General features: G+C 50.3%; 13 protein-coding genes and 1 tRNA gene. 9 read left to right on the top strand and 5 right to left on the bottom strand.

Annotated elements, in window-relative coordinates:
* Positions 1-9: 9 nt before the first annotated feature.
* A complete protein-coding gene (gene rplU, locus K6K13_RS03225; protein WP_222159511.1) occupies positions 10-321 on the bottom strand; it encodes a 50S ribosomal protein L21 in 312 nt (103 codons plus the stop codon).
* 253 nt (positions 322-574) lie between these two features.
* Between rplU and ispB the strand changes: the two genes are divergently transcribed.
* Positions 575-1,546, top strand: coding sequence for an octaprenyl diphosphate synthase (ispB, locus tag K6K13_RS03220; protein ID WP_222159510.1), 972 nt, complete (start codon positions 575-577; stop codon positions 1,544-1,546).
* A 12-nt stretch (positions 1,547-1,558) separates the two neighbouring features.
* Here the strand turns inward: ispB and K6K13_RS03215 are convergent, their stop codons facing one another.
* On the bottom strand, positions 1,559-1,942 hold the full coding sequence (locus K6K13_RS03215) for a DNA-binding protein (RefSeq protein WP_222159509.1): 384 nt from the start codon (positions 1,940-1,942) through the stop codon (positions 1,559-1,561).
* 255 nt (positions 1,943-2,197) lie between these two features.
* The gene (locus K6K13_RS03210) at positions 2,198-2,584 is read right to left on the bottom strand and encodes a DNA-binding protein (protein WP_222159508.1); all 387 of its coding nucleotides are present in this window, start codon (positions 2,582-2,584) and stop codon (positions 2,198-2,200) included.
* 184 nt (positions 2,585-2,768) lie between these two features.
* Here K6K13_RS03210 and K6K13_RS03205 point away from each other — a divergent pair, with 184 nt between their 5' ends.
* Positions 2,769-3,050: a helix-turn-helix domain-containing protein gene (locus K6K13_RS03205; RefSeq protein ID WP_222159507.1), complete on the top strand. Its 282-nt coding sequence runs from the start codon at positions 2,769-2,771 to the stop codon at positions 3,048-3,050.
* A 59-nt stretch (positions 3,051-3,109) separates the two neighbouring features.
* On the opposite strand, the gene mdh is transcribed toward K6K13_RS03205, so the two are convergent.
* A complete protein-coding gene (gene mdh / locus K6K13_RS03200; protein ID WP_222159506.1) occupies positions 3,110-4,060 on the bottom strand; it encodes a malate dehydrogenase in 951 nt (316 codons plus the stop codon).
* A gap of 484 nt (positions 4,061-4,544) precedes the next feature.
* Between mdh and argR the strand changes: the two genes are divergently transcribed.
* Positions 4,545-5,015, top strand: a complete 471-nt coding sequence (gene argR / locus K6K13_RS03195) for a transcriptional regulator ArgR (protein WP_222159505.1) — start codon at positions 4,545-4,547, stop codon at positions 5,013-5,015.
* Positions 5,016-5,083: 68 nt separating this feature from the next.
* Here argR and tsaD read toward each other — a convergent pair whose 3' ends face one another.
* Positions 5,084-6,097, bottom strand: a complete 1,014-nt coding sequence (tsaD, locus tag K6K13_RS03190) for a tRNA (adenosine(37)-N6)-threonylcarbamoyltransferase complex transferase subunit TsaD (RefSeq protein WP_222159504.1) — start codon at positions 6,095-6,097, stop codon at positions 5,084-5,086.
* A gap of 230 nt (positions 6,098-6,327) precedes the next feature.
* Between tsaD and rpsU the strand changes: the two genes are divergently transcribed.
* The 6 genes from rpsU to K6K13_RS03160 all read left to right on the top strand — a co-directional run bounded on the left by rpsU (position 6,328) and on the right by K6K13_RS03160 (position 12,543).
* The gene (gene rpsU / locus K6K13_RS03185) at positions 6,328-6,543 is read left to right on the top strand and encodes a 30S ribosomal protein S21 (RefSeq protein ID WP_001144069.1); all 216 of its coding nucleotides are present in this window, start codon (positions 6,328-6,330) and stop codon (positions 6,541-6,543) included.
* Positions 6,544-6,680: 137 nt separating this feature from the next.
* Entirely contained in the window at positions 6,681-8,429 is a 1,749-nt protein-coding gene (dnaG, locus tag K6K13_RS03180) for a DNA primase (RefSeq protein ID WP_222159503.1), read from the top strand.
* Between the two features lie 220 nt (positions 8,430-8,649).
* On the top strand, positions 8,650-10,497 hold the full coding sequence (rpoD, locus tag K6K13_RS03175) for an RNA polymerase sigma factor RpoD (protein ID WP_222159502.1): 1,848 nt from the start codon (positions 8,650-8,652) through the stop codon (positions 10,495-10,497).
* A 158-nt stretch (positions 10,498-10,655) separates the two neighbouring features.
* A tRNA-Ile gene (locus K6K13_RS03170) sits at positions 10,656-10,731 on the top strand.
* 505 nt (positions 10,732-11,236) lie between these two features.
* The gene (locus tag K6K13_RS03165; protein ID WP_222159501.1) at positions 11,237-11,974 is read left to right on the top strand and encodes a glycine zipper 2TM domain-containing protein; all 738 of its coding nucleotides are present in this window, start codon (positions 11,237-11,239) and stop codon (positions 11,972-11,974) included.
* A gap of 86 nt (positions 11,975-12,060) precedes the next feature.
* Positions 12,061-12,543, top strand: a complete 483-nt coding sequence (locus K6K13_RS03160) for a hypothetical protein (RefSeq protein WP_222159500.1) — start codon at positions 12,061-12,063, stop codon at positions 12,541-12,543.
* Positions 12,544-12,634: the final 91 nt, after the last annotated feature.

Raw genomic sequence — 12,634 nt, 5'->3', positions numbered from 1 at the left:
TCCTAAGTCTTAAGCGCTGATGCCAGTAATTTTCACGTCAGTGAACCACTGACGGTGGCCCGCTTGCTTACGGTAGTGTTTACGGCGACGGAATTTAACAATCGTTACTTTCTCACCGCGACCATGGGCAACAACTTCTGCCTTGATCTTGCCACCATCGACGAAAGGAACGCCGATTTTGATTTCTTCACCATCTGCAACCATCAGAACCTGGTCAAATTCAACAACTTCACCAGTTGCGATGTCCAGCTTTTCCAAGCGAACGGTTTGACCTTCGCTTACTCGGTGTTGTTTGCCACCACTTTGGAAAACTGCGTACATATAAAACTCCGCTTTCCGCGTACTCATATTGAGTATTCGAGCACGCTATAAATATTCACAATAGGGCGCGAATTCTACGCAAAAAACCTACCGATGACAAGTGCAGATTCGAGAGAATTGAAGAAAAAGAGTACAGGTTATACACGACCATTTATCTGTGCCATTTTTCAAGTACAATCAGTCCACAATAACCATTGAAGCCGGTATGGAACCGACCCTAACCACGGCGTACAGAAAAAGCACTGGCACAGATATGAATCTAGAACAGATCACAGCATTAGCGGCCCATGATATGAATGACGTCAATGGCGTTATTCTGGCACAACTTAATTCAGATTTTGTACTTATCAACCAGATTGGCAATTACATTATCGGTGGTGGCGGTAAGCGTATTCGGCCCATGATAGCCGTACTGGCCGCCCGCGCGCTGGCATATGAAGGTGATAAACATGTGACATTCGCCGCATTGATTGAGTTTATCCACACCGCCACGCTGCTGCATGACGATGTCGTGGATGAATCCGATATGCGTCGTGGCAAGGAAACGGCCAATGCCGCTTTCGGCAATGCAGCCAGTGTACTGGTTGGCGATTTCATCTATACGCGCGCGTTCCAGATGATGACCAGCCTGGGCTCGTTGCGCGTACTGGCGCTGATGTCTGAAGCGGTCAACGTCATCGCTGAAGGCGAAGTACTGCAACTGATGAACTGTAACGATCCGGATATCACCGAAGAAAGTTATATGCGCGTCATCTACAGTAAGACGGCGCGCCTGTTCGAAGCGGCAGCGCAAGCCTCTGGGATCCTGGCGGGTGCCACCGATGAGCAAGAAAAAGCGTTACAGGAATATGGGCGTTATCTCGGCACGGCATTCCAACTGATTGACGATTTACTGGATTACAGCGCCGACGGTAAAACCTTAGGTAAAAATACCGGTGACGACCTGAACGAAGGCAAACCCACGCTGCCGCTGCTACACGCCATGCGTAACGGCAATAGCGAGCAATGTGCGATGATCCGCAAGGCTATCGAAGAGGGCAATGGTCGCCATCTTCTGGAACCGGTGCTTGCTGCCATGCAGCAGTGCGGCTCGCTGGAATACACCCGGCAGCGTGCAGAGCAAGAGGCGGATAAAGCCATTTCCGCGCTTCAAGCGCTGCCGCCGACCCCCTTCCGTGAGGCATTGGAAGGCCTGGCACATATTGCCGTGCAACGCGATTATTAAGGCGTCCGTGCGCTATGTTGTTGATGCGTTCGGAACGCTTGCGATCTCAAGGCGTGACAACATGGCAATCGCACCTTCGCGCAGCACAAAATCGATCAACGCTTCCTGCTCACTGATAGAGAGTTTTTCAAATATCTGAATCCAGGAAGCCAACAGCGGCTTGGCAAGCGTCGTATAGGTCGGTGGTGATATTTCAGTCATCTCCCGAATCTGGAGCCGCTTGCGCACCTCCTGCGGTAAACTCTCTCGCGCATATTCAACGGCTCGCCCCTGCACCCCTTTTCGTTTACGTTTTTCCCAGCCTTCTTCTCTGGCGCGTTTGTTAAGGCCTTGTCTCGATTTTGGCAAACCTGCTATGCCCAGTAGCTCCTGGGGCGTCAACCATGCTTTTTCCATTCGCAACATCCTCCATAAACGGCATTAACGCACGCCAAGGTGACGGTCGATGCTCTACACCGCCGCCTTGGTTTCCAATAATGAAAACACAAACAACAATAAATTTCCTAATAACACATAACCGTTACCGATTAAATTAGCGATTAGGTGTTATATATTGGACTAAAACGCACGCTGACGTTGAAACGGGAACTGAACAAAGAAGGCAGGCAAGCGGAGCGTACACCATCCGCAAAAGAGGACATCAGCACAGAGTCAGGCAGCGGATGGGTCATCAGGTGCGGCGTCATCTGACGATGAAATCCGCAACTGAGACAACACAGAGGCCATACCATAACGCAAGATATGCGCGACCAGCGCCTCTCTTTCATGCTCAGAACACTGTTGATAGATCTGAATCCAGACGGCCAGCATATCGGCCTGACGTACCGCGTAGGATGAAGGGGTTTCTTGCAGTGAAAGCGAATGCTGCACCTGCGCTGGCAGACTATAGAGGGAGTATTCAACGCCGCGCCCTTGAACCCCTTTATGACGGCGCTTTTCCCACCCGTCTTCCCGAGCACGTTTATTTACGCCTTGCCGTGTTTTAGGCAATCCCGCCATCCCCAGCAATTCAGCAGTGGTGAACCACTCTTTTTTCATAGCCTTTCATCCTGATAGTGCGATGCATTACAAAATTTAATTTATTAGGAACACCGTTAGGGAAATTATTGGAAATATAATGGTATATTTTTTCCTAATTCCGTTAACGCATTCCATGCGTTTAACTGACAAGCGTTATTTATACCACCAATGGACCATTATCTTGTAGCAAGAAGGAAAGATTATGAGCGCAAGGAAACACGACTGGCACCCTGCGGATATCATTGCCGCACTCCGTAAAAAAGGCACGACACTGGCGGCAGTCTCACGAGAAGCGGGATTGAGCTCCTCCACCCTGGCCAATGCGATATCACGCCCCTGGCCCAAGGGTGAATGGCTTATCGCCAAGGCAATCAGCATTCATCCCGCTGAAATTTGGCCCAGCCGTTACTACGATCCGAAAAGTAACATGCTGATTGATAGGAAGAAATTTATCAGACCTGACGATCCTCACCCAAAATCCTGATATAAAAAAGCCGGAGCACCTTCTCTCCGGCTTATTACGATCTGGCGTTCAGGCACCGATTAACCGCGTACTGAGCCACTCACAAAGGATTCACCCAATTCGATATCCTGTCTCAGGGTGCCCAGCATGTTATCCAGAGCCTGTTTTTCAAACGGGCTCAGTGCGCCAATCGCTTTACGTTCAACGATGCCGGATTTGCCCAGCAACAGCGGTTGTGCGAAGAAGCGGGCATGCTCGCCGTCACCTTCCACATAGGCGCATTCCACGACCCCTTCGTCGCCTTGCAGAGCGCGTACCAGAGAGAGTCCAAAACGTGCTGCCGCCTGACCCATGGAGAGGGTTGCCGATCCGCCACCGGCCTTGGCTTCCACCACTTCCGTACCCGCATTCTGGATACGCTTGGTAAGATCCGCCACTTCCTGCTCGCTGAACGTTACGCCAGGAATTTGCGATAGCAGGGGGAGGATCGTGACACCAGAGTGACCGCCAATCACAGGAACTTCAACCTGTTGCGGCAGCTTACCCTTCAGTTCCGCCACAAAGGTGTTGGAGCGGATAATATCCAGCGTGGTTACGCCAAACAGCTTGTTCTTGTCGTACACACCGGCTTTTTTCAGTACGTCCGCGGCGATCGCTACCGTCGTGTTAACCGGGTTAGTAATAATACCAATGCAGGCTTTCGGGCTGGTGCGGGCAATCTGTTCTACCAGATTGCGCACAATCCCCGCATTCACGTTGAACAGGTCAGAACGGTCCATGCCCGGCTTGCGAGCGACACCGGCCGAGATCAGAACGATGTCCGCGCCGACCAGCGCTGGGGTAGCGTCTTCACCGCAAAAGCCTTTGATAGATACTGCTGTAGGGATATGACTCAGATCAACGGCGACGCCCGGCGTCACCGGAGCAATGTCATAAAGAGATAATTCTGAACCTGAAGGAAGCTGGGTTTTGAGCAGGAGCGCGAGAGCCTGACCGATACCGCCTGCTGCTCCGAGAACTGCAACTTTCATCCTAAACTCCTTATTATCGTAAAAGTAAAAATGCCGTGAATTTGTGCAATAAACCACCAGACATGAGTAAAATCAGGAGGTTTAAACGGCTTACCGCGCGGATGTCGGCCATGCCGAGACCTAAATATCAGGTCATGAAAAAGAAAAAACTATGTCATTAATAATAAATCAAAATCTGTCGAGTGATTTGTAAGGTAAGTAAAGTTATAAGTAAGTGAGTAAATAATGCAGCGCGCATCACGTTCAGTACGATGGCGGCTACATTACACCGAACTGCAGCCAGTAAACAACCTCATTCCGATAACATTTGATTTACTTTTATGTGACTAAACACACATTTTTTTTCATCAATCACGTCATTTAAACATTTTAGTGCGGTTATCGTACTGAAACATGTCGAGCCACTTCTTTAAGCGCCCATATTGCATAAAAATTCACCCAACTGCATAATGCACGCATCAACGATCACAACAAACGGTGCAGAATGCGTAACTCCACGAAACAGGAAGATTTGGTCAAGGCGTTCAAGGCGCTGTTAAAGGAAGAGAAGTTTAGTTCTCAAAGCGAGATCGTATTGGCGTTACAGGACGACGGTTTTGAAAATATAAACCAATCGAAAGTATCACGTATGCTGACCAAGTTTGGTGCGGTGCGCACGCGCAATGCCAAAATGGAGATGGTTTATTGCCTGCCAGCAGAACTGGGTGTGCCCACCACCACCAGCCCGCTGAAAAATCTAGTGCTGGATGTCGATTATAACGATGCGGTTGTGGTTATTCACACCAGCCCGGGCGCTGCGCAATTGATTGCCCGTTTGCTGGATTCACTGGGAAAATCGGAGGGGATTCTGGGCACCATTGCCGGGGATGACACCATTTTCACCACGCCAGCGCGCGGCTTTAGCGTTAAACAGCTGTTCGACGCTATTTTAGCCCTGTTCGAACAAGAACTGTAGTGACCCGCGAGGGGTGCGGACGCAGTGACGCACGCCAGATACCCTTATCTGGCGTGGGACTGACTGGATCAAACGGCAGGCAACTCCGCCAATGGCCAACGTGGACGCACGCTCACGCCTAGCTCCTGAGTTTCATTGTGCAACAGCCTCACACTGCCCGCATAGGCAATCATCGCGCCATTATCGGTACAAAACTCAGGCCGCGCATAAAACACCGCCCCGCTCCGTTTGGCCATGATCTCTGTCAGGCGAGCGCGCAGTGTGCGGTTGGCACTGACTCCGCCGGCCATCACCAGACGTTTAAAGCCAGTCTCATCCAACGCGCGGCGACATTTTATCGCTAACGTATCAACCACCGCATCTTCGAACGCGCGCGCAATATCAGCACGGGTTTGATCATCGTTGCCATTGGCACGAATGGTATTGGCGGCAAAGGTTTTCAAACCGGAAAAGCTAAAATCCAATCCTTGTCTGTCGGTCATTGGGCGAGGAAAGGTAAAACGTGAAGCATCTCCACCCTGTGCCAGTTTGGACAACATCGGCCCTCCTGGGTAATCCAGTCCCAGCAGCTTTGCCGTTTTATCAAAGGCTTCACCGGCTGCATCGTCAACAGACTCTCCCAGCAAGCGGTATTCACCGATGCCAGTGACGCTGATTAACTGCGTGTGACCGCCAGAGACCAATAGCGCCACAAAGGGAAATTCCGGCGGATTATCCTCCAGCATTGGGGCCAGCAAATGTCCTTCCATGTGGTGAACCGGAATCGCCGGCACGCCCCAGGCAAACGCCAACGCGCGCCCAACCGTCGCACCGACCAGCAATGCGCCCACCAGCCCAGGGCCGGCAGTGTAGGCCACACCATCGATGTCCGATGCGGACAGCGTTGCCTCTTTCAGGGCAGCCTGAATCAGGGGAACCGTTTTACGCACGTGATCGCGCGAGGCCAGTTCCGGCACGACACCACCATAATCAGCATGTAATTTTACTTGGCTATACAGTTGGTTAGCCAATAACCCGGCATCCGTGTCATAAATCGCCACCCCGGTTTCATCACAGGAGGTTTCAATACCCAATATGCGCATCGTTCTACCTAACGTTCGTTGCCACGCAAGCCGACATCCACTTGCCACTTGCTTCATACAACAGATAGTCTACCATTAACGGTTTGGATTTTCTGCTCTGCGTGCGCGTTGGGTGTTTTATGATCGCCGCAATGCTTTACAAGCGCATCACGTTTGCAGTAGAATTCCGCACCATTTTGAAAAGGCTGGCACAAGGCCAGCACATACCGAATTATTAAGGTGAGAGGCACATGCCGGTAATTAAAGTACGTGAAAACGAGCCGTTCGATGTAGCGCTGCGTCGCTTCAAACGTTCCTGTGAAAAAGCGGGTGTTCTGGCTGAAGTTCGTCGTCGTGAGTTCTATGAAAAACCGACAACCGAACGTAAACGCGCTAAAGCTTCTGCGGTGAAACGTCACGCGAAGAAACTGGCTCGAGAAAACGCACGCCGCACTCGTCTGTATTAATTTCTGGAGGCCTGGCCTCCACCGCGTGATTAATCCGCAGACTTAGCAGTTGCATACGAAGGCCGTGCTTTCCGAAAGGAAGCGCGGCTTGTTGTCGTTTATAAGCTATCGTTTATTTGTATTAAAAACAGGGGCTTATGGCTGGACGAATCCCACGCGTCTTTATCAATGACCTGCTGGCACGCACTGATATCGTCGATCTGATCGACGCGCGCGTGAAGCTCAAGAAGCAGGGCAAGAACTTTCACGCGTGCTGTCCGTTTCACCATGAGAAAACCCCGTCTTTCACCGTAAACGGTGATAAGCAGTTTTACCATTGTTTCGGTTGTGGCGCGCACGGCAATGCCATCGATTTTTTAATGAACTACGATCGCTTGGAGTTCGTTGAAAGTATCGAAGAATTAGCATCCATGCACAGTCTGGAAGTGCCTTATGAATCCGGCACTGGCACCACAGCGCTTGAGCGCCATCAGCGTCAAAGCCTGTATGAACTGATGGGACAACTGAGCGAGTTTTATCAGCAGGCGTTAAACCAGCCAACGGCAGCCGCCGCCCAAGGTTATCTGGCGCAACGTGGCCTGAGTGCGGAAGTGATTAGCCATTTTGCTATTGGCTTCGCCCCAGCGGGCTGGGACAAGGTATTAAAGCGCTTTGGTCGTCACGATGAAGATCGTGAAACCCTGAGCGATGCGGGGATGCTGGTTAAAAATGAGCAAGGGCGTACCTATGACCGCTTCCGTGAGCGCGTCATGTTCCCGATCCGCGATAAACGCGGCCGTGTTATCGCCTTTGGCGGACGCGTGCTGGGAGACGGATTGCCCAAATACCTGAACTCGCCGGAAACTGAAATTTTTCATAAAGGCCGCCAATTGTATGGCCTTTACGAAGCGCAACAAAATCACACGGAACTAAAACGTCTTCTTGTGGTTGAAGGTTATATGGACGTGGTGGCGCTGGCGCAATTCGGTATTGATTATGCCGTCGCGTCACTGGGCACTGCCACGACGGCAGACCATATTCAAATGATGTTCCGCGTTACCGATCAGGTGATTTGCTGCTATGACGGTGACCGCGCAGGCCGAGATGCCGCCTGGCGCGCCCTGGAAACGGCGCTACCCTATTTGAATGATGGTCGTCAGTTGCGCTTTATGTTTCTCCCTGATGGGGAGGATCCGGATACTCTGGTGCGTAAAGAGGGTAAACAAGCGTTTGAACAGAGGATGGAGCAGGCGCTGCCGCTCTCCACGTTCTTGTTTGATACCCTGCAACAGCAAGTGGATATGAGCTCTCCAGAGGGCAGAACCAAGCTCGGAAGAGATGCATTGCCGTTGATTGGTCAGGTGCCGGGAGAAACCCTGCGGCTGTATCTACGTCAACAGCTCGGCAACAAACTGGGGATTCTTGACGATCGCCAACTGGATAAACTGCTGCCAAAAACGGCAGAACAGGCGCAGCCCTACCAACCGCCCCAACTAAAACGCACAACTATGCGTATACTAATAGGGTTGCTGGTACAAAATCCGCAGTTGGCAGCATTGGTGACGGCACCTGATGGGCTGGCATCATCAAAGATGGCTGGCGTGCCGCTGTTTATTGAGCTGGTGAAAACCTGTCAGGCGCAACCCGGTCTGACCGCAGGGCAGCTTCTGGAGTTTTACCGGGAGAATAAATCAAGCCCACAGCTTGAAACCATGGCAACCTGGAACCACATGATCGTTGAGGACAAGGTAGAAGAGACGTTTATCGATACCTTGACTACCCTATATAACCATATGTTAGAGGAGCGGCTGGAAGCATTGATCGCGCAGTCACGTTTGCGGGGATTGACCGCAGAAGAACGTAACGAAGTGCACATGTTGAACCAGGCGCTTACAAGAAAGAACTGATTACAGAGGCTTAATTGCCGATAACCAGCAGGGTGAAGCCCTGCCAAAGCCGCTAGAAGGGGCTGCGGCGAGAAGAAGAAATACCCCGAATGTTATTGTTGGCTATACCCAATAGCTTTCAACGACCAGGCGAGCGAAAGGCACCTGCATCGTGAAAGATGACCGGTATAATTATTCCGACCGACACCAACCTAATACTCTGAAGTGTGGATACCGTCTTATGGAGCAAAACCCGCAGTCACAGCTGAAGCTACTTGTCACCCGTGGTAAGGAGCAAGGCTACCTGACCTATGCTGAGGTCAATGACCATCTGCCGGAAGATATCATCGATTCCGATCAGATCGAAGACATCATCCAGATGATTAATGACATGGGCATCCAGGTGATGGAAGAAGCACCGGATGCGGATGACCTGCTGTTGGCAGAAACAACATCTGACACCGATGAAGATGCCGCAGAAGCTGCTGCTCAGGTGCTCTCAAGCGTAGAGTCCGAAATTGGGCGTACTACCGACCCGGTGCGCATGTACATGCGTGAAATGGGCACTGTTGAGCTGCTCACCCGCGAAGGTGAAATCGACATCGCCAAGCGGATCGAAGACGGTATCAACCAGGTTCAGTGCTCTGTTGCCGAATATCCTGAAGCGATCACTTACCTGTTGGAACAATACGATCGCGTCGAGGCCGAAGAAAGCCGCCTCTCCGATCTGATCACCGGGTTTGTCGATCCCAACGCCGAAGAAGATCTTGCGCCTACCGCAACCCACGTCGGCTCTGAATTGTCCAGCGAAGAGATGGACGATGACGATGATGATGACGAAGAGAGCGAAGACGACGACGATGCGGAAGAAGACAACAGCATCGATCCAGAGCTGGCACGTCAGAAATTTACCGAGCTGCGTGAACAGTACGAAGTCACGCGTCAAACGATCAAAGCCCATGGCCGTAACCACGCTAAGGCCGCGGAAGAGATCCTGAAGCTCTCTGACATTTTCAAGCAGTTCCGTTTGGTGCCGAAACAGTTCGATTTCCTGGTCAACAGCATGCGCACCATGATGGATCGCGTTCGCACGCAAGAGCGTTTGATCATGAAACTGTGCGTTGAACAGTGCAAGATGCCGAAGAAAAACTTCGTCACGCTGTTCACCGGTAACGAAACCAATGACACCTGGTTCTCCGCCGCCAAGGCCATGAACAAGCCCTGGAGCGAGAAGCTGGTTGAAGTGGAAGAAGACGTGCAGCGCAGCTTGCAGAAGCTGCATCAGATCGAAGAAGAAACCGGCTTGACTATCGAGCAGGTGAAAGACATCAACCGTCGCATGTCGATCGGTGAAGCCAAGGCACGCCGCGCCAAGAAAGAGATGGTCGAGGCGAACCTGCGTCTGGTTATTTCTATCGCCAAGAAGTACACCAACCGCGGTCTGCAATTCCTGGATCTGATTCAGGAAGGTAACATTGGTCTGATGAAAGCGGTAGACAAGTTTGAATACCGTCGTGGCTATAAGTTTTCTACTTATGCCACCTGGTGGATCCGTCAGGCGATCACCCGTTCTATCGCCGATCAGGCGCGGACTATCCGTATTCCCGTGCACATGATCGAAACGATCAACAAGCTGAACCGCATTTCGCGTCAGATGTTGCAGGAAATGGGCCGTGAGCCGACGCCAGAGGAACTTGCCGAACGCATGCTGATGCCGGAAGACAAGATCCGCAAGGTGCTGAAGATCGCTAAAGAGCCGATCTCCATGGAAACGCCGATCGGTGATGATGAAGATTCGCATCTGGGCGACTTCATCGAAGATACCACGCTGGAGCTGCCGCTGGACTCTGCAACGTCAGAGAGCCTGCGTTCAGCCACCCACGATGTGCTGGCTGGCCTGACCGCGCGCGAAGCCAAAGTACTGCGTATGCGTTTTGGTATCGACATGAACACCGACCACACGCTGGAAGAGGTGGGCAAACAGTTTGACGTTACACGTGAACGTATTCGTCAGATTGAAGCCAAGGCGCTGCGCAAGCTGCGTCATCCAAGCCGTTCCGAAGTGTTGCGCAGCTTCCTGGATGATTAACAGCATCTAAATGGAAATAGGAAAAAGCCCTCAACACTGAGGGCTTTTTTATCGTAATTATAACGATAACAATGGGCTAGACTGCATACAAAACCAGCATATGGGCAACGTTGCTCTAGACCTGCCCCGCCATGTTACCGTATAATTCACGCCCACATGGCCCCTTAGCTCAGTGGTTAGAGCAGGCGACTCATAATCGCTTGGTCGTTGGTTCAAACCCAACAGGGGCCACCAAAATTTTGCTGATAAATCAGATGATTAAGCCACTTCTTGCGAGGTGGCTTTTTTGTTGGTTGCAAGTATTGTCCTTTTCGGTTTTCCAAAAACCAAATACCATCCAATATGCCTCCCTTGCCGCAAGGTTCGAAAAGCGAAAATGTCCTCTAGTGAGCGGAGCATAACTTCAATTCTAAAGGTCTGTAATATTTTAAATGATAGTGATCAAATCTGGTGACAATCATTCATGAAACAATGTATAAATCCTTAACACATTTATACATTAATGTTAAGTGTGCAAAAAACGACCAGAACTAAAATATTGAGATCAGCCGAAACCAAATTAAATTATTAAAAGATCTCAATTTGGAGTGATTTATTCTGTGACGACGAAAAATTGGCCTATATAAAAGCGTCCAAATAAAAGCGTTCCTCATTAGATACATCTTCACGCAAATGAAATTTATGACGGTACGATCCTTTCTTCGCTTGCTCTATTTGATTATTTAAGGACGAAACACAGATGAATATTATTAGTCGTAGTGCAGCTTGCCTTCTTGTATCCACAACGCTGGTTCTTAGCGGTTGTGCCAACACAGGGAGTTCTCTGTTAGCAGGCACCAAACCCGATGCGCGATTAACCAGTGGTGAGCAATCCAAATTCTTTAGCGCTTCCGGTGCACAAGGTTGTGGTCTTGGTGCTCTGGCTGGGGCGGGTCTTGGCGCTCTGGCCGGCTCCCTAAAAGGCAATAGTAAAGATGCTTTGATCGGCGCAGCTATTGGTGGGGCTGCCGGTTGTGCTGTTGGTATGACAGCCAACTACTATCTCGACTCATTGCAAAAAGATTACGCAACGACGGGAGATCGCCTGAAAGCCATGGACACAGATATTAGTAAGGATACTTCGGCAGTAGAGAAAACGACCCTTACCATGAAGCAGGTTATCAGCGAGAATCAGGCAACGCTGGCTAAAATTAGTCAGCAAAAAAACAAGGCCGGATTTGATAAAGCCAACGCAACAAAAGAGTTGTCCCAAATCGATGCGAATATTAAGTTGATGAAGGACAAAATCAAGGTAATGAAAGATAAAGATGCTGCGTATAAAGTCGCATTAAAAGCACAAGAGACCAATAACAAGGCGGATAAGGCTAAGTTGGAAGTCTTGAACAAAGAATATGCCAAGCTGAACAGCCAGATTACCGCTCTGGAAGCAGAAGCGAATGGCTTGTTCGAACAGCGCCAAGCTATTTCCCTTGGCTAAATCTGATGGGCCGAGCTAAGTATCGGCCCTATTTATGGCAACTATTAGCCTCCTACTTTTATTTTCCCTGATTCATGGACAATGTCATGAGAAAATATGCACTACTCGCCTCAATGCTGCTTGCTGGTTGCGCCACTACCCCTCAAGACTGTGATTTGCACGCACAAGACCCCAGTTTTATCACCAAATTGAACTGTGCCACCTCCGGCGGCTACAGACAAAAAATTGACCAACAGGAACAGCAAGTACTGCGTAGCCAGAAAGAAAATGAGCTTGCCAAGCAAGAGCTAACCAGTACTCAAGACAAGCAAAAAGCGTCGAATCAGTTATTGGCAAGTGAACAAGCCAAACTGGCGGCCATACGTTCGGATTTGACACAGACACTTAATCGTCTTAAATCCAGCAAAATCAAAGGAAAGGACAGCCAGCAACAACTTAAGCGTCTGCAAGAACTCCAGCAACAATCGCAACATGCGAGCAGTGAAAGTGAGATCGCCACCATCGAGCGAAAAGTTGCAGAAGCCAAGAAGAAAGTTGAAGCGCTTGAAAAAGCGAATACTCTTCGCTAACAGCATGAAATAAAACATAGAAATAGCAGCGAAATACACTTCCTGCTATCGATTACTGGTGCCACTGACAACGACGATGCTATGTTATGCA

It is taken from the genome of Symbiopectobacterium purcellii (assembly GCF_019797845.1).
In the GTDB taxonomy this organism is placed as follows: domain Bacteria; phylum Pseudomonadota; class Gammaproteobacteria; order Enterobacterales; family Enterobacteriaceae; genus Symbiopectobacterium; species Symbiopectobacterium purcellii.
This window is presented reverse-complemented; position numbering and strand designations above follow the sequence as displayed.

What these genes read in the sequence shown, in the direction of transcription:
- K6K13_RS03210 (WP_222159508.1), bottom strand. Translation starts at nt 2,584, where the DNA reads ATGAAAAAAGAGTGGTTCACCACTGCTGAATTGCTGGGGATGGCGGGA.
- mdh (WP_222159506.1), bottom strand. Translation starts at nt 4,060, where the DNA reads ATGAAAGTTGCAGTTCTCGGAGCAGCAGGCGGTATCGGTCAGGCTCTC.
- argR (WP_222159505.1), top strand. Translation starts at nt 4,545, where the DNA reads ATGCGTAACTCCACGAAACAGGAAGATTTGGTCAAGGCGTTCAAGGCG.
- dnaG (WP_222159503.1), top strand. Translation starts at nt 6,681, where the DNA reads ATGGCTGGACGAATCCCACGCGTCTTTATCAATGACCTGCTGGCACGC.
- K6K13_RS03160 (WP_222159500.1), top strand. Translation starts at nt 12,061, where the DNA reads ATGAGAAAATATGCACTACTCGCCTCAATGCTGCTTGCTGGTTGCGCC.
- rpoD (WP_222159502.1), top strand. Translation starts at nt 8,650, where the DNA reads ATGGAGCAAAACCCGCAGTCACAGCTGAAGCTACTTGTCACCCGTGGT.
- ispB (WP_222159510.1), top strand. Translation starts at nt 575, where the DNA reads ATGAATCTAGAACAGATCACAGCATTAGCGGCCCATGATATGAATGAC.
- rplU (WP_222159511.1), bottom strand. Translation starts at nt 321, where the DNA reads ATGTACGCAGTTTTCCAAAGTGGTGGCAAACAACACCGAGTAAGCGAA.
- K6K13_RS03215 (WP_222159509.1), bottom strand. Translation starts at nt 1,942, where the DNA reads ATGGAAAAAGCATGGTTGACGCCCCAGGAGCTACTGGGCATAGCAGGT.
- K6K13_RS03205 (WP_222159507.1), top strand. Translation starts at nt 2,769, where the DNA reads ATGAGCGCAAGGAAACACGACTGGCACCCTGCGGATATCATTGCCGCA.
- tsaD (WP_222159504.1), bottom strand. Translation starts at nt 6,097, where the DNA reads ATGCGCATATTGGGTATTGAAACCTCCTGTGATGAAACCGGGGTGGCG.
- K6K13_RS03165 (WP_222159501.1), top strand. Translation starts at nt 11,237, where the DNA reads ATGAATATTATTAGTCGTAGTGCAGCTTGCCTTCTTGTATCCACAACG.
- rpsU (WP_001144069.1), top strand. Translation starts at nt 6,328, where the DNA reads ATGCCGGTAATTAAAGTACGTGAAAACGAGCCGTTCGATGTAGCGCTG.